This is a genomic window from Parasphingorhabdus sp. W113 (assembly GCF_055693205.1).
In genome coordinates this window covers 2874064-2891502 of the sequence record NZ_CM146328.1, presented here as the reverse complement: position 1 = coordinate 2891502, position 17439 = coordinate 2874064, and the positions used below count along the sequence as shown (strand labels likewise).

General features: G+C 56.7%; 18 protein-coding genes and 1 tRNA gene. 8 read left to right on the top strand and 11 right to left on the bottom strand.

The genetic code is table 11. The annotated features are described in order from the left end of the window. Positions 1-10: 10 nt before the first annotated feature. Genes hemC through ACZ1GS_RS13955 form a run of 3 tightly spaced genes read left to right on the top strand, consistent with a single transcriptional unit; the run spans position 11 to position 2661 of the window. Positions 11-970, top strand: coding sequence for a hydroxymethylbilane synthase (gene hemC / locus ACZ1GS_RS13965; protein ID WP_472695776.1), 960 nt, complete (start codon positions 11-13; stop codon positions 968-970). Then, positions 967-1665, top strand: a complete 699-nt coding sequence (locus ACZ1GS_RS13960; RefSeq protein ID WP_472695775.1) for a uroporphyrinogen-III synthase — start codon at positions 967-969, stop codon at positions 1663-1665. Before hemC ends, ACZ1GS_RS13960 begins: the two co-directional genes overlap by 4 nt. Before the next feature lie 33 nt (positions 1666-1698). Further along, positions 1699-2661 carry a mitofilin family membrane protein gene (locus ACZ1GS_RS13955; protein ID WP_472695774.1) on the top strand — a complete coding sequence of 321 codons (963 nt, stop codon included), beginning with the start codon at positions 1699-1701 and terminating at the stop codon, positions 2659-2661. A gap of 11 nt (positions 2662-2672) precedes the next feature. Here ACZ1GS_RS13955 and ACZ1GS_RS13950 read toward each other — a convergent pair whose 3' ends face one another. Together ACZ1GS_RS13950 and ACZ1GS_RS13945 are read right to left on the bottom strand one after the other, a co-directional pair. Further along, the gene (locus ACZ1GS_RS13950) at positions 2673-3074 is read right to left on the bottom strand and encodes an acyl-CoA thioesterase (RefSeq protein WP_472695773.1); all 402 of its coding nucleotides are present in this window, start codon (positions 3072-3074) and stop codon (positions 2673-2675) included. Next, on the bottom strand, positions 3074-5143 hold the full coding sequence (locus tag ACZ1GS_RS13945; protein WP_472698149.1) for a S9 family peptidase: 2070 nt from the start codon (positions 5141-5143) through the stop codon (positions 3074-3076). The genes ACZ1GS_RS13950 and ACZ1GS_RS13945 overlap by 1 nt, the downstream gene beginning before the upstream one ends. Positions 5144-5325: 182 nt before the next feature. Between ACZ1GS_RS13945 and ACZ1GS_RS13940 the strand changes: the two genes are divergently transcribed. Together ACZ1GS_RS13940 and ACZ1GS_RS13935 are read left to right on the top strand one after the other, a co-directional pair. After that, on the top strand, positions 5326-7107 hold the full coding sequence (locus ACZ1GS_RS13940; protein ID WP_472698148.1) for an aminopeptidase P family protein: 1782 nt from the start codon (positions 5326-5328) through the stop codon (positions 7105-7107). 85 nt (positions 7108-7192) lie between these two features. Continuing rightward, entirely contained in the window at positions 7193-7678 is a 486-nt protein-coding gene (locus tag ACZ1GS_RS13935; RefSeq protein WP_472695772.1) for an acyl-CoA thioesterase, read from the top strand. On the opposite strand, the gene ACZ1GS_RS13930 is transcribed toward ACZ1GS_RS13935, so the two are convergent. Beyond that, complete coding sequence (locus tag ACZ1GS_RS13930; RefSeq protein ID WP_472695771.1) at positions 7675-7809, bottom strand: hypothetical protein; 135 nt, start codon at positions 7807-7809, stop codon at positions 7675-7677. The two genes, ACZ1GS_RS13935 and ACZ1GS_RS13930, sit on opposite strands and share 4 nt — an antisense overlap. A 110-nt stretch (positions 7810-7919) precedes the next feature. On the opposite strand from ACZ1GS_RS13930, the gene ACZ1GS_RS13925 reads away from it, so the two are divergent. Then, positions 7920-7994 (top strand) — tRNA-Thr (locus ACZ1GS_RS13925). A gap of 208 nt (positions 7995-8202) precedes the next feature. Here the strand turns inward: ACZ1GS_RS13925 and ACZ1GS_RS13920 are convergent. The 3 genes from ACZ1GS_RS13920 to ACZ1GS_RS13910 all read right to left on the bottom strand — a co-directional run bounded on the left by ACZ1GS_RS13920 (position 8203) and on the right by ACZ1GS_RS13910 (position 10515). Then, positions 8203-9822 carry a recombinase family protein gene (locus ACZ1GS_RS13920; RefSeq protein WP_472695770.1) on the bottom strand — a complete coding sequence of 540 codons (1620 nt, stop codon included), beginning with the start codon at positions 9820-9822 and terminating at the stop codon, positions 8203-8205. Next, on the bottom strand, positions 9815-10147 hold the full coding sequence (locus ACZ1GS_RS13915) for a DUF2924 domain-containing protein (protein ID WP_472698147.1): 333 nt from the start codon (positions 10145-10147) through the stop codon (positions 9815-9817). The genes ACZ1GS_RS13920 and ACZ1GS_RS13915 overlap by 8 nt, the downstream gene beginning before the upstream one ends. Before the next feature lie 122 nt (positions 10148-10269). Further along, positions 10270-10515, bottom strand: a complete 246-nt coding sequence (locus ACZ1GS_RS13910; protein WP_472695769.1) for a DUF3489 domain-containing protein — start codon at positions 10513-10515, stop codon at positions 10270-10272. A gap of 78 nt (positions 10516-10593) precedes the next feature. Between ACZ1GS_RS13910 and ACZ1GS_RS13905 the strand changes: the two genes are divergently transcribed. After that, complete coding sequence (locus ACZ1GS_RS13905; RefSeq protein WP_472695768.1) at positions 10594-10938, top strand: hypothetical protein; 345 nt, start codon at positions 10594-10596, stop codon at positions 10936-10938. A gap of 343 nt (positions 10939-11281) precedes the next feature. On the opposite strand, the gene ACZ1GS_RS13900 is transcribed toward ACZ1GS_RS13905, so the two are convergent. Further along, complete coding sequence (locus ACZ1GS_RS13900; protein ID WP_472695767.1) at positions 11282-11971, bottom strand: response regulator; 690 nt, start codon at positions 11969-11971, stop codon at positions 11282-11284. Positions 11972-12033: 62 nt separating this feature from the next. Here ACZ1GS_RS13900 and ACZ1GS_RS13895 point away from each other — a divergent pair, with 62 nt between their 5' ends. Further along, positions 12034-14004 carry a sensor histidine kinase gene (locus tag ACZ1GS_RS13895; RefSeq protein WP_472695766.1) on the top strand — a complete coding sequence of 657 codons (1971 nt, stop codon included), beginning with the start codon at positions 12034-12036 and terminating at the stop codon, positions 14002-14004. A 16-nt stretch (positions 14005-14020) separates the two neighbouring features. Here the strand turns inward: ACZ1GS_RS13895 and ACZ1GS_RS13890 are convergent, their stop codons facing one another. The 4 genes from ACZ1GS_RS13890 to ACZ1GS_RS13875 form a co-directional block, all read right to left on the bottom strand. After that, entirely contained in the window at positions 14021-14254 is a 234-nt protein-coding gene (locus tag ACZ1GS_RS13890; protein WP_472695765.1) for a hypothetical protein, read from the bottom strand. 577 nt (positions 14255-14831) lie between these two features. After that, positions 14832-15188, bottom strand: coding sequence for a hypothetical protein (locus ACZ1GS_RS13885; protein WP_472695764.1), 357 nt, complete (start codon positions 15186-15188; stop codon positions 14832-14834). A 30-nt stretch (positions 15189-15218) separates the two neighbouring features. Beyond that, the gene (locus ACZ1GS_RS13880; RefSeq protein WP_472695763.1) at positions 15219-16571 is read right to left on the bottom strand and encodes a hypothetical protein; all 1353 of its coding nucleotides are present in this window, start codon (positions 16569-16571) and stop codon (positions 15219-15221) included. Between the two features lie 175 nt (positions 16572-16746). Beyond that, the gene (locus ACZ1GS_RS13875) at positions 16747-17418 is read right to left on the bottom strand and encodes a hypothetical protein (RefSeq protein ID WP_472695762.1); all 672 of its coding nucleotides are present in this window, start codon (positions 17416-17418) and stop codon (positions 16747-16749) included. Positions 17419-17439: the final 21 nt, after the last annotated feature.

Here is a 17439-nt window from a genome sequence, read left to right as displayed (position 1 = left end):
GACAAGGGCCATGACGACCCGTGATCCCATCCGCAAGGAAATTCGCCCCGGTTTTGACCGGCCGCTACGCATCGGAACCCGCCAGTCTCCGTTGGCCATGGTGCAAGCAGAATTGACCGCCAAAGCCATTCTGTCGTCCCAGGGATGGCGACCCGATCAAGTCGAACTGGTCCCGATGATCGCCACCGGAGACAAGATTCAGGACCGCGCGCTGGCAGAAGTCGGCGGCAAGGCGCTATGGACCAAGGAACTGGACCGGGCGCTGTTCGAAAGCGAAATTGATTGCGCTGTTCACAGCATGAAAGATGTCGAAACGCTTCGCCCCTCGGCATTTGTGATTGGGGCGATGCTCGAACGGGCCGATATCCACGACCGGTTGGTTGGTGTCGACAATATTGCCGCTTTGCCGGACAATGCTGTTGTTGGAACGGCATCGCCGCGCCGAAAAGCCCAATTGCTGCGTCAACGGCCGGATCTCGATATCCGCCTGATTCGTGGCAATGTGCAGACCCGTTTGGGGAAGATTGAAAGTGGAGAATTTGCCGCGACATTGCTGGCAGCAGCAGGACTGAACCGACTTGGCATGGACGATTTCGGACAGGAGATCGCAGATGACATCATGTTGCCGGCCCCGGCCCAGGGCGCCGTCGGCATCGAGACACTGAGCGACAATCAGGGCATGCGCCGGATCTTGCGGGGCATTTCGTGCACCAGGACTTATCGCGCGGTGACCGCCGAACGGTCCTTTCTCAAGGAACTCACCGCCGACTGTCACAGTCCGGTGGCTGCGCTGGCCACTGTTGACGGTGTCGCCATTCATCTTCGGGCGGAGATTCTCTTGCCCGATGGCAGTGAAAGCCAGTCGGAGAGCAGCGATTTTGAGTCCGGCGACGTGGCGGCACCAGCGCGTCTTGCGCGGAAATTGTTGGGACGCGCAAGTCCCGCATTGCGAGCCGTGTTCAGCCAGTGAATCGGCGACTGCTGATCTTGCGCCCGCGCGATGGGGCGACGGAAACGGCAAAACGCGCGGCGGAACTGGGCATGGACTCGGTTGTCGATCCACTTTTCGCGATCGAACCGATCGGCTGGGATGCACCATCGGCAGAGAATTTTGATGCGTTGATGGTCACCAGTGCCAATGCAGTGATTCATGCTGGCTCACAACTGGAGGCCTATCGTGATCTGCCGGTATTGGCTGTCGGCGCCGCCACGGCGCAGGCGGCAAGGGCTGCGGGACTGGCGGTAGCGATAACCGGCGATGATGGCGCGCAGGCTCTGCTCGCATCGCTGCCGGCAGACCGCTATCACCGGATTTTGCGGCTCACCGGCAAGGATCATGTCGCATTGGTGCCAGAAGACCGATCGATCACCATGTGCAAGACCTATCAGGCGCGTGCGCTGACCTTGGGATTGGCAGCGCAGGAAATGCTGGCCGCCAGCGAGCAGGTGATTTTGCTTTATTCCGTGCGGGCGGCAAAAATATTGCTGGCCGAGATGGAGCGTCTGACGATCGACCGGTCACAGCAGCATCTTGTCGCGCTTTCTGCCAATATTGCTGCCGCGGCGGGTGACGGGTGGCTGTCAGTCGCCATTGCCGACCGTCCCACCGACGATGCTTTACTGGATGCTGCTGGACGACTATGTCTGGGACAAAGTCCTGGCTGAAAATGACACGCCGGACAAAGCAGAGGATGCTGAATGAGTCGCGATTACGAGAGAACAAATACCGGGCCCGCAAAGAGCAATCTCACACGCAATGTGCTGATATTGATGATTGTGGCCTTCATCGGTGGAGCGATCCTGACCGGCTGGGTCTTGTCTCGTTACAATCCATTCGAGAATGATGAAAAAGTCGAGGCCGCCACTCCGGTTGCTGCGGTGCCAGGGAAAGTGGATCCCGCTGACGCTCTGGCCAAGCGCATCGATGCGGACGGCACCGTATTGCCACCGCCAGTCAAGACTGATCTGGCTCCGGTTCCGGCTTTGACCCCTGAAAAAGAGCGGGCGCTGGCGGTTCGGGTGGCCGATCTGGAAGACCGCTTGTCACGGATCAACGTGCAGGCACAGGCCGCATCCGGCAACGCCGCGCGGGCCGAAGGCTTGCTGATTGCCTTTGCCGCGCGCAGGGCGCTCGATCGCGGTTCGCCGCTCGGCTATATCGAATCGCAATTGCGCCTGCGTTTCGGCGATGCGCAGCCGAAAGCGGTCACCACCATTGTCAACGCGTCTCGCGAACCGGTCACATTGGAAGAACTGGCGTCCGGGCTGGATGATATCGGCCCGACCCTGACCAGCGGTTCGAGCGGCGAAGGATTCTGGACCGACCTCAAGCGGGAACTATCCGAACTGTTTGTGATTCGGCGGGACGGTACACCGTCACCGGTACCGCAGCAGCGGTTGATACGGGCCAAACGCTATGTCGAGAATGGCAATGTGGATGCGGCGATATCCGAGATTGAAAAGCTGCCGGGCAGCGGCACCGACGAAGAGCAGTCGGCGGGCTGGATGGAAAAGGCACGGCGCTACAACGAAGCGCGAAGGGCGCTGGACGTGATCGAAACCGCTGCCATATTAGAGCCGCAGCAATTGCGCACGGCTGAAGGGGAGCGGGTTGATCAACCGTCGCCACTCGCGCCCGTCACGCCAATACCGGCGCCCTGATTCAGCGCAACCTAGGGGTCGACAGACAGGAATAAGGCTGCGAGCTCGGCCGGCACACGCACCGGTCGGCCACTGGTTTGGTCGATGATCGCCCAATTGGTCTTGGCCGACACCCTGATCTTTCCATCCGGTCCTGAAAATTCGACGTTGCGCCAAAATCGCGCGCCTTTGGGCGGCTCCGAAATCCAGGTGCGCGCGGTCACCCGTTCACCGGCGGCCACATTGCCGCGATAATCAATCTCATGCCGGCTGACGACCCAGATATAGCGGGCAACTGCCTCCGGCGGGGCAATGGCTTCCCAATGGCTGGTGGCAACTTCCTGGATCCAGCGGACCCAGACGGCATTATTGACATGACCCAGTTCGTCAATATCGGCCGGTTGCGCGACAATCTCCAGATGATGATCGCGCATCAGTCGGAAGCAGTCAGGCCCATTTGCCAGAGGATAAAGGCAAATTCCTCGGCGGTTTCCTGAACCCGGTTCCAGCGGCCGGATTTGCCGCCATGCCCCGCACCCATATTGGTCTTGAGCAACAGGATATTGTCATCGGTCTTGGTCGCCCGCAATTTCGCCGTCCATTTGGCCGGTTCCCAATAGGTCACGCGCGGGTCATTGAGGCCGCCAGTGATCAGCATCGGCGGATAGTCTTGCGCGCTGACCTGGTCATAGGGAGAATAGCTGCGGATATATTCAAACGCGGCCTTGTCGGTGATCGGGTTGCCCCATTCCGGCCATTCGCCCGGGGTGAGCGGCAGGCTTTCATCCTGCATCGTGTTGAGCACATCGACAAAAGGCACATGCGCCACCACGGCGCCGAACAGGTCTGGATCGCTGTTCACGACCGCACCCATCAGTTCGCCGCCGGCCGACCCGCCAGAAGCGGTTACCCGCCCGGTGCTGGTATAGTCCTTGGCGATCAAACCCTTCGCGACATCGACAAAATCGTTGAACGTGTTTGTCCGCTGCATCAATTTGCCTTGCAGATACCAGTTGCGACCGAGATCGTCGCCGCCGCGGATATGGGCGATCGCGTAAATGAACCCGCGATCGACCAGCGACAGGCGAGTGGTCGAGAAGCTGGGCGGAACGGCGTAACCATAAGCGCCATAGGCATAGAGATGAAGCGGCGCGCTGCCGTCCAATTGGGTGCCCTTTTTGTAGACCAGCGATACCGGCACCATCGCACCGTCTCGCGCTTTGATCGTCAGTCGCTCGGTGACATATTCCTCGGCATCATAGCCGGACGGGATTTCCTGAACCTTCAGTGTTTCCAATAGGCCGTTGGCGACGGTGAAGTCATAGACCGTATCGGGCGTGACCATGGATTCATAGGAGATCCGCAATTTGGTCACATCATATTCCGGATTGTCATCGAGGCCGGCATTATAGCTGGCTTCCGGAAATTTGATGCGGTCTTTGACGCCGCTGTCATAGGACCAGATATCGATCTGATCGAGGCCGTTTTCGCGGCCCTCGGTGACGTAGAAGTCCTTGAACGGCGTCACGTCGGTCAGATAGAATTCGTCCGACCCGGCGAGCAAGGTTGTCCATTGATCCGGCTCGTCTAGCGTTGCTGTGGCGAGGCGAAAGTTCACATGATCGTCATTGGTCAGAATATAGAGCGTGCCATCATGCTCCTCGACCGAATATTCGCGTCCCTTTTGGCGCGGTGAAATCAATATCGGCTCCGCTGCCGGGTTGTCGGTTGGGACCAGGCGGACTTCGCTGGTTTCATTGTCGCCGGTGGCGATGGTGATAAATTTTTCCGACTGGGTCAGGCCGATGCCAACCGTGAAGCCGTCCTGCTCTTCCTTGTAGAGCAGGATATCGTCCTTGGGATCTGTGCCCATGACGTGCATCCGGGCATTGTCGGTCCGCCAGTTCTCATTCGCCAGGCCGTAGAGCAGCTTGGTGGAATCCGCCGACCAGACCAGGCTCGACAATGTGCCCGGAATAACATCGGTGAGCATTTCTCCGGTTTCGAGATTCTTGAAGCGCGCTTCAAAGCGCTCGGCGCCGGTGTCGTCCACCGAAAAGGCGAGCAGTTTGCCATCCGGGCTGACCGACATCGCGCCGAGCCGGAAATATTCCTTGTCCTTGGCGAGAATATTCTCATCGAGGATCAGGACATCGGCACCGCCAGCGACGGGCTTGCGATAATGCTGCCGATATTGCGCGCCTTCCTCGAACTTGCTCCAGTAAATCCAGTCGCCGTCTTTCTGCGGAACGGTGGAATCATCTTCCTTGATCCGGGCCTTCATCTCCTCGAACAGCGTGTCGGTGAGGGCCTTCTGACCCGTCATATTCTGTTCGAACCACTGGTTTTCGGCTTTCAGATAATCGAGCACATCTTCGTCATCAATCTTTGGATAGCTCTGGTCTTTCAGCCAGTGATAGGGATCGCTGATGGTATAGCCATGGCGCTCGTAACTATAGGGGCGCTGTTCCGCCACGGGAGGATTTGTCAGTTTTTCGGTCATGGTCTCTTCTGTGGTTGGAGATTCGGCGAAAGCGGGAGCAGCAGCCAGATTGGCGGCCAGCAGCAAGGGGAATAATATCTGTTTCATAACGGTTATCCTCCGTGAAATCGGTGGCGGAGATGGACTAAAACACCTATGTGTTTGGACAGCCACTAATTCAAGGAGTTTCGAAACCGATGTTGATGTCCACCTATGAAGCGCGGCTCAAAGCCCTGCGCGAGCAAATGGCGAAAGACGGAATCGACGGTTTTGTGGTGCCGATCTGCGATGAGCATATGAGCGAATATGTCGGCGACTATGCGCAGCGCCTGGCCTGGCTGACCGGCTTTGGCGGTTCTGCGGGCGCGGCGGTTGTGCTCAAGGACAAGGCCGCGATATTTGTCGATGGCCGCTATACGATTCAGGTCCGTGATCAGGTCGATGGCAATCTCTATGAATATGTCGGCACCGCGGACCAGAGCCTGATTGAATGGCTGGGCGCCAATGCTCCGAAAGGCGCAGATATTGGCTATGATGCCTGGCTGCACACCCAGGACTGGTCGAAATCGGCGGCGGCGAAGCTGGCGAAGGCCGGGGCCAAGCTGGTCGCCGTCAAGCACAACCCGATCGATGCAATCTGGGACAATCAGCCGACACCGTCGCTCGCCAAGCTCGATGTCCAGCCTGACGAATTTGCCGGCAAGACCGCCATGGAAAAACGCGCTGACATTGCCGATTGGCTCCAGCAGGAAGGTCTCGATGCCACCGTGATTGCCGCACTGGATTCGGTCGCCTGGGCGTTTAACATTCGCGGCAAGGATATCGCCAACACCCCGGTTCCCCGCGGTTATGCGATCGTCAAAGCGGATGGCAGCGCGGAGCTGTTTGTTGCACCGGAAAAGCTGACCGACGAAGTCCGGGTGCATCTCGGCAATGCGGTGGCGCTGCGGGACTATGACGAATTTCCGGCGGCTCTTGCGGAGCAGAAAGGCCAGACCATCGGGGTTGATCCCGAGCGGTCCGTCGCGGCGATATTCGAACAACTGGATGGCGCGGGCGCGACGATCGTCAAGAAACGGGATCCGACGATCCTCGCCAAGGCGATCAAGAATGATGTCGAAGTGCAAGGCCATAAATCTGCGCAAGCCCGCGACGGCGCGGCGCTCAGCCGGTTCCTGCACTGGTTCTCGCAAGAGTCGCTGAATGGAACCCATGACGAGCTGTCGGTGGCGGCCAAGCTGGCAGAATTCCGCGGCCAGTCGGACAAGCTGATGGACCTGTCCTTCCGCACGATCTCTGGTGCCGGACCCAATGGCGCGCTGTGCCACTATAGCGTCAACGAAGAGACCAACCGCAAGATTGAATCCGGCACATTGTATCTGGTGGATAGCGGCGGGCAATATCGCGATGGCACCACCGATGTCACCCGAACCATGGCGGTGGGGGAACCGACAGCCGAGATGATCAAGCGCTACACCCAGGTTTTGCAGGGGCATATTGCCCTCGCCAAAGCGGTGTTCCCGAAAGGCACGACCGGCGGTCAGCTGGATATTCTCGCGCGCCAATATCTCTGGGCCGATGGCGTCGATTATGCCCATGGTACCGGCCACGGCGTCGGTGCCTATCTCTCGGTCCATGAAGGGCCACAGCGCATCGCTGCCTTTGGTGGGTTCGCAGAACCTTTGGTGGCCGGCATGATCTGTTCGAACGAGCCGGGCTATTACAAGACCGATGAATTTGGCATCCGGATCGAAAACCTGATTCTGGTCGAAGAGCGGGAAATTGCGGGGGCAGAGCAGGAGATGCTCGGTTTCGAAACCCTCACCTTTGCTCCGCTCGACCGGCGATTGATCGACCGGGCGATGCTGTCGGACAGCCAGCGCCAATGGGTCGATGCCTATCATGCTCAGGTGCTCGCCATTGTCGGCCCTCAGCTCGACGGTGACGCGCTGGACTGGCTCCAGCAGCAATGCCAGCCGCTATAAGATCAATTGCTCTTGCTGCCCGCAAACCTGCCCGGAGACCCTCTGGCGGGTGCACCGCTCATCATTCAGGATCAGACATAATCTCATGACCACCAAAACGACCAACCCCCGCGACGGGTTTCGCCTGATCACGCCGCTGCGCGTGCGCTATGCCGAGGCGGATATGCAGGGCATTGTTTTCAATGCTAATTATCTGGCATTTGCCGATGTCGGTGTGACCGAATATTTTCGTGCGCTGGTCGGCGCCACAGGCAATGATGATTCGCTCGGCAAATTTCTGGAACTGTTTGGCGGAGACAATTGGGTGCGCCACGCCGAGGTCGACTTTCACGCGCCGGCCAAGGCGGATGAGCTGATCGATATCTGCATGCGGGTGACCCGTTTCGGACGGACGAGCTATTCGGTACTGGTCCATATCGTGCGCGACGATGTGCTGCTCAACGCCATCAACCTGACCTATGTCTGGTTTGATCCCAAAACCGAGCAAGTGACGCCGGTCTCGCGGAAATTTATCGAGGCGGTGACCGAATTCGAGTTGATCAAGCCGGAACGGGCGGTTGTGTCGGCTTAATTCTGGTCGTCTTTAAGATCCTTGGCCTGCGCCTTGCGGCGTCGCAAATTGGCGCGCAGCTGTTCGGCCAGCCGCTCGGCTTTCTCCGCTTCCTTGCGCTGCTTGTCGTCGGGGCTTTGGGGTTTGGGCATGGAGAGTTTTTGCCAGCATCCCATCAAAAACGCAACTGCGCTTGACAAGTTGGTAACCATTTGGTCTTAGGCGCGGGACCCGGAGCGAGCCGCTCCCGGTAGAAACTAGTGCTGCTGTAGCTCAGTGGTAGAGCGCGTCATTGGTAATGACGAGGTCGGGAGTTCAATTCTCCCTAGCAGCACCATTTCTTTTCCCAATTTCGAGTGTCTCCGGTGACAGAAATCGGTCGCCCGTTTAATCCCCAAGTTTCGGTAGCTTAGCCCTATCCGGTTGGGTGAACGGTGCTCCAGAGACCATTTGGCGCCCGCCATATGCCTGCAATTAGCCGGATTATCTCGATGTCCCGAAACGCTGGCACCAGATGCACTTTTGAATTTTGTGTAATTTTGGCTCTATTCAAACCCCAGAAGGGTTCGCTGACCGGCCCAATCAAGCGGGAGGTCACCAGCGCGTAGAAGCCGCCTTCCTGTCAGGTTAACCGGTTGCGATCCTTGCACGATGGCGGTGATGATATCGGGTGCCAGAAAGCTGAGCCGCGCTAGATTTCTCAAGTGCCTTTGCGAATAGTCGGATATGATCGGTGAAGCTACTCCCTCGAACAGAAAATCCCGAGCGGCAAAAGCTTGTGCTATGAGGCGGAGCAATACCGGATCGGGCTCATGCTTTGCCGAGCCGTTGTCCGGCGCGACTGCCAACCGCAATTCTGATCCTTTGCTAACCAGTTTCGTATCAACGGAGATATTGATGGGATCGGAATGCTTTTCGATGCTCAGACTGATTTTCACGGCCTTAGCCTTTACTTGAACTTTTGCACGGCAATTGAGAAGGAACTTTCTTTGCTCGACAATGCTCAAGCATGGGAGGTGCTTGGCAGTTTCCCGATACTGATCGATCCTGTCCTTGCTCAAGGTCCTGTCTTCTGATTCCCAGATGAGTCCGCGTGACAGGTGGTTGGCAACGGTTTTGACAACAGTCTGTTCCAGATCTCCAGCAGGAAGATGCCAGGCAGAGGCCTTATCCTCCAGAGGTTTGAAGCGCGTGGAATAATATCGATAGGTGCGGGACTGTTTCTTCGACTGGGTTGGAGACATGGGTCTGCCATCCGGATCGGTGATCATTCCCGTCAAGAGACTGGGATTGCGACTTTTTTTGCCCAGGGCTTTGTCTCGACGATTGTCTGAGAAGATCGCCTGCACCTGATCAAACTGTTCCTGTGAAATTATTGGCTCATGTTCACCATCATATAGCTCCCCGCGATGCCGGATCTTGCCAATATAGATCGGGTTTTGCAGCATCAGTGTTAGGGCGCCGGTTGCAATATGAACCCCGCCGAGCACGCGGCCATTGGACATCACCCGTTTGCGGGTACGAAAGTTTTTCGCTGCCAGATCATCCACTAGCTTCGGAACAGACTTGAGCTCGATATAGCGGTTAAAAATGTAGCGGACCGATTCCACTTCCGATGGCTCAAACAACAGTTTTCTGTCTTCCACTCTATACCCGAGTGGCACTGGTCCACCCATCCACATGCCTTTCTTCTTGGATGCTGCAACCTTGTCCCGGATACGCTCTCCGGTGACCTCTCGCTCAAACTGGGCGAAGGAGAGCAGGACGTTGAGCGTGAGACGTCCCATGCTGGTGGTTGTGTTGAACGATTGTGTAACGCTTACGAAACTCGCCTCGTTCTCATCCAATATCTCAACGATCTTTGCAAAGTCGGCCAGCGCTCGGGTCAAGCGATCAACCTTGTAGACGACAATGATATCGACCTTGCCGGCTGTGACATCCTTCAGCAGCTGTTTGAGAGCGGGGCGTTCCATATTCCCGCCAGACCATCCCCCATCGTCATAAAGCTCGGAAACTGCTTCCCAGCCCTCGCTGGCCTGGCTGAGGATATAGGCGGCACAAGCTTCGCGCTGTGCATCCAGACTGTTAAAATCCTGCTCCAGGCCCTCTTCTGTCGATTTGCGGGTGTAGATAGCGCAGCGCTTGCGTTTGATGCGCTCAGCCATCGGCAGCAGCCTTCGACTTGTAGCCGCTTCGCTTCTTCAGTCCGAAGAACCGAGGGCCAGACCAATGCGCGCCGGTTATCTCTCGGGCAATGTGGCTGAGGCTTGCATAATGGCGGCCTTCAAATTCAAAGCCATTATCGGAGACTAGGGCATGATAGCTTTTGCCGTTCCATGACCTGACCAGTCTTGTTCCAGTCTTGAGAGAGATTGCATGCATGTGGCCAGCTTTACCGGTTCTTTCGACGCGGTTGCGAAGCCTCTCGATCTCCCGTTTGGTAGCACCAGTCAGGCTACCGTGGATGCGTTCCTGCAGGTGGTTGGCGATCCCGCGCCGAAGCAGGTCTGGTCCGATATCGGGCGCAGGCGACTTGAACGTATCACGCTAGGCAGACCGCAACTGGACAGGGGGCATTACCGAAAGCTCGGCCAATTTATTGCCCAGCAAAGTCATGCCGCACCTTTGAGCTCTTTTTTGCCTGGGCTTTGCGTGATCCGATAGGCGGTACCGTCATCGCCTCGCTGTTCGCGCGTAAGCACGAAGCCCTTCTTGCGTAGACCTGTCAGGAAGGCGCGGACGCTGTGTGATTTCCAATTGGTGGCTTTGCATATCTCATCGAGAGTAGCCCCCTTGGTTCGCGATAGCAGCGTGATGACTTTTGCGGATTTGGTTTGAGGCTTTGATTTGGTGGACATGTTTTGTCTCCAGTTTGGCGCTGGAGGGGCCAGCGCTTCCACCGACCCAAGCCGCGGATCGCCTCTGCGGCGGGCGGCTTGTCGCATCCGATAGTTGCGACACCGACAGCAAAGCTCGAACACACAACCAAGTCCAGTGGTTTATCTGCATTTTTGCAAAAGCTGCATGTGGACTTCCATGCTAAGTCGAGCATGGGTAAGGGCATGGCAGATACAGACGACGAAATTGACCCAATCAAGGTACGAACGGGATTGTTTGCGCTTGTCACTGCACGGTTAGAAGATGCTCATGTAACCGTCGTAAAAAGGCAGGCCGCCAAGACCAGTAGTCAAGATATTGGCGGTTTAATCGTCGATCTGCGTTCAAAGCTCGATGAAATCAATATTCAGATTGATGCGACAAATTTGTTGCGTGACCCCTAGCGGCAGTTTGCCGGCCTTCGACTTTCCATACAATGGCAGTCGATTTGACTCGAGACTGGAATTGGGCCGACAGCGGAATGTCTGGTTCTGACCGCGATGGGTGCAAAAGCGGACATTGATGCGGCCTGATCGGAACCAAGGCCAAGCAACCCGCCACGCAATTCAATTCACGGGTTGCAACAACCATAGAATGGTGTGATCACACCAGTTCATTATAGACCAATGCACCGTACAGTGAATCCCTTCTGATTTGGTTGCAGGAAACAGAAAATGGGATCATTAAAGCGGTATTTCAGGCGGCATTTGGAGGGCCATCGCGATGATTGTGCTGATCTGCCCGAAATCACTCCAGGCTGTCATCGGCGCTGCCGTTGTCTACAATCCGTGTGTGATCAACGATTTCCAAGAGCCCGTCACGCGCCGCCAATGTCATGAGTTCGGCGAGTGAGTGCACATCCAATTTTTGCATCAGGCTGGTGCGATGATTGTTGACTGTGTTGGTGCTGATCCCGAGCCGGGCCGCCAGCGCCCCGTTGCTGCCACCTTGTATCAGGCCGATGAGTATCTGCCGTTCCCGCCTGGTCAGGCTGTCGTGAATGGACGGTTCTTCGAGAACCGCTTTCACACTCTTCGAAACCCGCATTTCGCCACCAGCGATGTCACAGAGGAGCTGGGGCCATTGATCAATTTCATCGCCCTTCAAAAGGAGACCGTGCGCCCCACTCGCCACGGCGCATTTCATAATGGTCGGGTTTTGCAAGCCGGTCATCAGGACGATTTTTGTATCCGGGCACCAGCGGCAGATCTCTTCAACCACTTCCAGTCCGGTGATGACCGGCATGGCAATATCGACAATCAGAATATCCGGGCGGTGCTGTTTGGTTGCTGCGATGGTTTTGAGGCCGTCCTGAGCATCTGCAAGGATGGCGAAGCGACCATCCCGTTCCAGCACGCCTCGCAGCCCCGCACGCACGACCGCATGATCATCTCCGAGGACGATCCGCAGGGGATTTTGCGAGTGAATAATGTCCATTGTCCCCCCACCACGCTTTGTTCCAGCGGCTTGTCAGCAATATCCGGAACGGCACGCACAATATGAACAGCATGCCCGATATTATCAACCAGCATGTGCCGCACCAACAATACAGGCAATTTGGCTGGCTTACACTGCCGCTGCTGGTCCTGTTTTCCTTCCTTGCTCTGACAATGATGAGCGAGGAAGCAAAAGCCAACCAGACCGTGGTTGATCTCGCAAATATTTCAACGATCGAAGATATTCAGGCCATTGCAAAACCGGTTTTGCGGGAACAAAATGGCGAGCTGGAATTTGTCCGATATAGTTTGCAACTTGAAAACAGCACTGAAAAACCTCTCCTTTTCAGGGTTGTGACGGAGGAAGCGGCACGGGCAGAGGTTCTCATAAGCCTCGTAGATCAGGGCGAGACGGAAATTCTTCTGCAATCCCGCCAGCGGTTCAGGGATGCAGAAACGCTGAGCAGCCAAAACCTCCAGCTGGCATCCCGGCCGGTCGTTATAGCGGAAAGCGGATTGATCCGGCTTGATATTGATATCCGTGTCGCCGCCAGCGACCGTGCGTTTCCGATCAGTCTGGTATCCGAGGAACAGTTTATAGCCAAACGCCAGTCGGTGACTGCCGTTCATGGCCTGTATTTTGGTGCGACCCTGTTTGCCGTCGTGCTGGCCACCGGATTTGCGATCCTGATGCGCTCGACTGTCATCGCCCTGTTTTCGCTTTACACGTTCACGCTGATCTTGCTGAACGTTCATACCTATGGTTATGCGACGCCCTATCTGCCAGAATTTTTCTCCATCCACCATGACGGCATAAAACGCATCCTGCGGCTTTCGTGGTGCGTTTTCTATTTCTTCTTTGCGACCAGTTTCACCAATGCCTCGCACAACGCACCGCGCATGTTTCGGATTGCCCTGTTTGTCGTGGCAGCAACCGTCCTGAATTCTCTGGTTGGCGCAGTGTTTCATCTGCCGGTCACGACCATCATCATGATCGCCACCGGGACCGGATTCTTGGCTTTTGTCGGTTATTTCGTTTGGACGGCGCTTCGGGAAAAAGTCAAAGGCGCAGGTTTGTTCGCCCTCGGTTTTTTCATCCTGCTGGCTTACATCATGCTTACCATACGCGCCGGCTTTCCCGATGTCGCCCGATATAATGATCTGTTCGACACCGCCGCCCTGTTTCTGCTGGTGCTGGATTGCCTGGTCTTCGGGGCAGCGATCATCAGCCAGGTACGCGGCATCATTCAGGAACGGGATGCATCAAAGGAGCAACAGCTCGCGGCTGCGATGCAAAGCAGTGAGATCGCCAACCGGTTGGCACAGGCCCATGTTGATCGCAATATCGCCCTTGCCGAGATTAGTCGCGCACGGCGCAGTCTTTCCGAAACGCGGCATGATTTACGCCAGCCGCTTGTTTCGCTGCAAAGTGCATTGTCGGGCGTGGACCCCAAGAACCGGGAACTGCACCGGGCGCTGGAATGGAGCATTGATTATATCGATCAGCTGTTGTCGGCAACAACGCTCGACGAAGAAGGCGCTGTCACAACAATCCAGAGGAAAACCGAAGACGCCCAAAGTCGCCAGGAGACAGCGCTGGATGAGCATTTGCTGACGCTGGAACAAATGTTTGCCGAAGAGGCGCTGGCCAATGGCTGCGCCCTCGAAATCGACAAGAGCGATCTGGTCCTGGCGGTACCGTCAGTGGCCATTCACCGCATTTTGTCAAATCTGATCGATAATGCGATCAAGCATTCCGGCGCATCTTGCATTGCCGTAAAAACCGGACTGGACGATGGACGCGCCTGGATCGACGTGACCGATGATGGTTCGGGCTTGCCACCAGATATCGTGGCAAATTTTGACCATGAGCATGATGAACAGGAGCGCGATCAGAATCATGGCCCCCATGGACTGGGTCTCGGGATCGCGCGTTCGATTTCTACGGGTGAAGGCCTCAAGCTCGAACATTGTCCGACAGAATCCGGGACACGTTGGAGGCTGTCCGATATCCCGATCTCGCAAACCCGATGAAAGCCTAGGGGTCTCCCTAGTTGAAGTTAAAGCGGTTATCGCCCCCCGGCGTTAGTTCAAATTCAAACATCTTGACCAGCCGCTGGCCCGGAGCCGTGCAAGCCATCCGGTCGCTGTCGATATGGTCAAAAGTTGAAGGGTGGACGCAGAAGCTATAGTCGCTTTGACCCCATTTAATATTGTCTGACATGGCATGGAGATAAACCGTGTCGTCATAAGGATCACCATTGCGGTAATTCGGGAAGTCCATGGTTTTGCAGTGGCGCGGCGCAATTTGGCCCAGCCTTGCGCCCGCCAGTTTTTCGGACGCCGATTTTCACCCCAGTCGTGCCATACCCAGGCGGCGTAAATTGTATCGGTGCGAGACCGGTTGCACAGAGTGAGTGCTGTATATTGTACTTCACCGCGTCCATAGCCATTTGCTGGCGGAGCGGGGACCGGCTGTGGGGGCGGATCTGGCCGGCGAACCGTGTTCTGACCGCAATGAACCGTACGCCCATGCAGGTGATAGCGAGACGTACCTCTCTGTTGGCGACAGGCTTCGGCGTAACTCAGCCGCTTGAACCCGCCAGTTGTAACCATGTTATAGCCAAACCGCCCAGGGATCCAGCACCCCCAGCGCCCCTTTTTGGCGTTCCATTTGGCTCCGATCTTGGACTGCAGGCCGCGCAGCAATCCGTTCCGATATTTGCCATCACAAAATTTGGAAAGATTGACCGAGGAGCCTGCTGCTTGTGCCGGCGAAGGAAGGGCGATTCCAGATATTGTGAGGAAGGCGGGAATGACCATAAAACAGATTTGGAGGCGGTTCACAGGACGGTTCGTCATTAGTGATCATCGCGGCCGCAAGATACGTTTCCGGCACCGTGCCAGTGAAAATCCGAACGTCCGGTTGAGAAACGGCAAAGGTCATGCAGGTTGATCCAGAAAGTCCTGCCCTTGACCGACGTGTTCAGACCCATCGAATCCTTTTCCCGGCACTCCATGCGTTTGGTTCTGCTATTATAGCCATAGCTCCAGCCAGGTTTGATGCCCCGCAATGCGCCTGTTCGATATTTTGCTTCGCAATAGGCGCGATATTGCGGTGTTGATCCGCTGGCCAGTGCCGGTCCAGAGAGCGACAATGCGGCCACAGGCGCCAGAAGCAGGGCTGCGACGGTTGGGAATGCAGACAATGTTTTCATGAGCTGTCTCCTGGCTGTTGGGGGCAAATCCTACCGGCACTTCTTCTTGTTCAACCCGAGAAGAGTGGAAAAACCCTTGCAGGTCGACTTGCCGATATTGCTGATCGTTTTGGTTGCGCGTTTTGCGCCATATTTGACCTGCTTGTTCGCATATTTGGGATCGGTCATGAAACGGGCTCCGTCTCTCGTGGTTTTGACTGCGGCCGATCCGACATATTGCACCGCACCGACGCCGGTTCGCGCAACGCCGGTGACGGCGCGTCTCATATTTCCCGGAATCTTGCGCGGATCACGGATCGACTGGTCGATCCCCTGTGCCGCGCCGACAAGATTGGATCCCAGGCGCCGGGTCGCCCGCCCGGCCGCGACAACCGGATCGCCGCCATTGGCAAAAGTTCGCGCCTGACCATAGGTCATGTCCAGGCCATATTCTCCGAACCCGGTGCTGCGGCCACCAATAGCTTCTGTGCCAAAATCCACACCCGAGACCTTGTTGGACAGCGACGTCGCAGTATAGCCATTTCGGACGCCGTTGACGACGCGCTTCACAGGGCGTGCCTTCGCTGCCGGGTTCCTCGCGGGATGTCTTCCGGCACCCGGATAGTGGTTCCCATAGTTTGCCGGTTTACGGTAGTCGGGAGCGCCGCCGCTTGTGACGGGGCGATAGCCATTGCGGACACCCCGATCGATCTGCGCCTGACGGCCGCGCTGCTGAAGATTGCGGCGTTCGGTTGGCGTCAGGTCATATTGGTCCCTGACTTGATGGCCAGGCCGGGCCCGTCGGGCATCATAGCCGCGTTGCTCGAGCTGTTGGAGATTGCCGTTTGCCGCCAAGCCCCCAACGTGCCTGCGATATTGAGGACCGTTAAAGTCGGAACTGCGCGCTGTTCGTGATCCAGCGCTGTGACGCGAGGTGTTCGTATCTGTCGCTCGCGGATGTCCCGATGTGCTGCGAGCAGCGACATAGCCTGGACGCGTGCCACGGGTTATCTGGGCATCCCGTCCGCGACGCTGCAGCTCCCGCCTCTCGTTGGGCGTCAGATCGTTCTCATTGCGGACTTGCTGTCCGGGACGCGTCCGGCGCGCGTCGTAGCCGCGCTGCTCAAGCGACTGCAGATCGGCATTGGCCGCCAGACTGCCGACGTGCTGGCGATATTCGGGACCGTCAAAATCGGGTGTTGCCGGTTGTCTGGCATTGGTCCGGCGATCGCCTGTCTGGTTGCCGCGGCGTTCGGACTGCCGTGCGGCATCACCATCCTGCTTCTTGAAATGGTCTGCAAAAGTCTTTGCCTGCGCGTGTGCGGGCTGTGATCCCACGGTGGTCAGCGCAACACAAATCATCGCTGCCATCGATATTCCGGGTTGAAATCCAATCTTTTTCACCGTCCGTCTCCCTTGTCTCTTGTTGGACTGATCATGAAAAGAATGCCTGGGTTTGCCCATAGTGGGATCACACTATATTTTGCGAAAAATGGTTCATTTTCAGTTCATTAATTCAAACGAAAAAGCCGAGTTTTGCGCGATATCCAGGCACCGGGCAAAGGACAGGACTGGCTAGTCAGCAGTCGACGCCGCCTGTTTTCACCTTGCCGGAATAACCGGACTTGCGGCTGAAGCGCTTCTCGATGGCTTTCATGAATCTTGGCATCAGACTGGGAATGCTGCCGCACGTTCCGTTGCTTTTCAAACGCAACTCGTAGACCGGCATGGTTTTCGCCGAGGCATTGGCCGCCAATATGTCGACATTTACAAACCGCGCAAATTCGATCGAGTTTCGCGTTTTCTGCGTATAGCCTTTAATCCCGTAAACCGGGTCCGTCCCGCTGACCGTGCTGTTGATTACCTGTTTCCCGGGTGCCGTGTCATCGATAACGGTCGACGTGGTTTGGCTGTTGTAGATCGTTCCCCATTCGGGGACATTATAAGTATAGCTGACGGGTTGCCCATCATCGATACCATAGTCGAGATAGGCCACATAGTCGGCACGCTGTCCCGGTTCCACGACCCGCAATCCAGCTTCGCGCATGATACCGGACAGGCGCTGCGCGTAATTGCGGAACTCCAGGCTGTTTTCCAGTTCTGGTCGCCACGACACAACCGTGAATGTTGCTGATGCCGGGACATTTTCCAGCGTGTTAAACTGGGAAACATTGCTGCGGACCCCGCCGCCAAGGCAGCCGCTCAATCCCAGGCTCATTGCCGCTACCACTATTATCATCTGGCGTGTCATGTTTCATGTCTCCCTTTGGCG

Coding starts and splice junctions, on each gene's coding strand:
- ACZ1GS_RS13950 (WP_472695773.1), bottom strand. CDS start 3,074: ATGCGCGATCATCATCTGGAGATTGTCGCGCAACCGGCCGATATTGAC.
- ACZ1GS_RS13910 (WP_472695769.1), bottom strand. CDS start 10,515: ATGTCCACCAAATCAAAGCCTCAAACCAAATCCGCAAAAGTCATCACG.
- ACZ1GS_RS13955 (WP_472695774.1), top strand. CDS start 1,699: ATGAGTCGCGATTACGAGAGAACAAATACCGGGCCCGCAAAGAGCAAT.
- ACZ1GS_RS13895 (WP_472695766.1), top strand. CDS start 12,034: ATGAACAGCATGCCCGATATTATCAACCAGCATGTGCCGCACCAACAA.
- ACZ1GS_RS13930 (WP_472695771.1), bottom strand. CDS start 7,809: ATGCCCAAACCCCAAAGCCCCGACGACAAGCAGCGCAAGGAAGCGGAG.
- ACZ1GS_RS13920 (WP_472695770.1), bottom strand. CDS start 9,822: ATGGCTGAGCGCATCAAACGCAAGCGCTGCGCTATCTACACCCGCAAA.
- hemC (WP_472695776.1), top strand. CDS start 11: ATGACGACCCGTGATCCCATCCGCAAGGAAATTCGCCCCGGTTTTGAC.
- ACZ1GS_RS13875 (WP_472695762.1), bottom strand. CDS start 17,418: ATGACACGCCAGATGATAATAGTGGTAGCGGCAATGAGCCTGGGATTG.
- ACZ1GS_RS13945 (WP_472698149.1), bottom strand. CDS start 5,143: ATGACCGAAAAACTGACAAATCCTCCCGTGGCGGAACAGCGCCCCTAT.
- ACZ1GS_RS13885 (WP_472695764.1), bottom strand. CDS start 15,188: ATGAAAACATTGTCTGCATTCCCAACCGTCGCAGCCCTGCTTCTGGCG.
- ACZ1GS_RS13900 (WP_472695767.1), bottom strand. CDS start 11,971: ATGGACATTATTCACTCGCAAAATCCCCTGCGGATCGTCCTCGGAGAT.
- ACZ1GS_RS13940 (WP_472698148.1), top strand. CDS start 5,326: ATGTCCACCTATGAAGCGCGGCTCAAAGCCCTGCGCGAGCAAATGGCG.
- ACZ1GS_RS13890 (WP_472695765.1), bottom strand. CDS start 14,254: ATGGACTTCCCGAATTACCGCAATGGTGATCCTTATGACGACACGGTT.
- ACZ1GS_RS13935 (WP_472695772.1), top strand. CDS start 7,193: ATGACCACCAAAACGACCAACCCCCGCGACGGGTTTCGCCTGATCACG.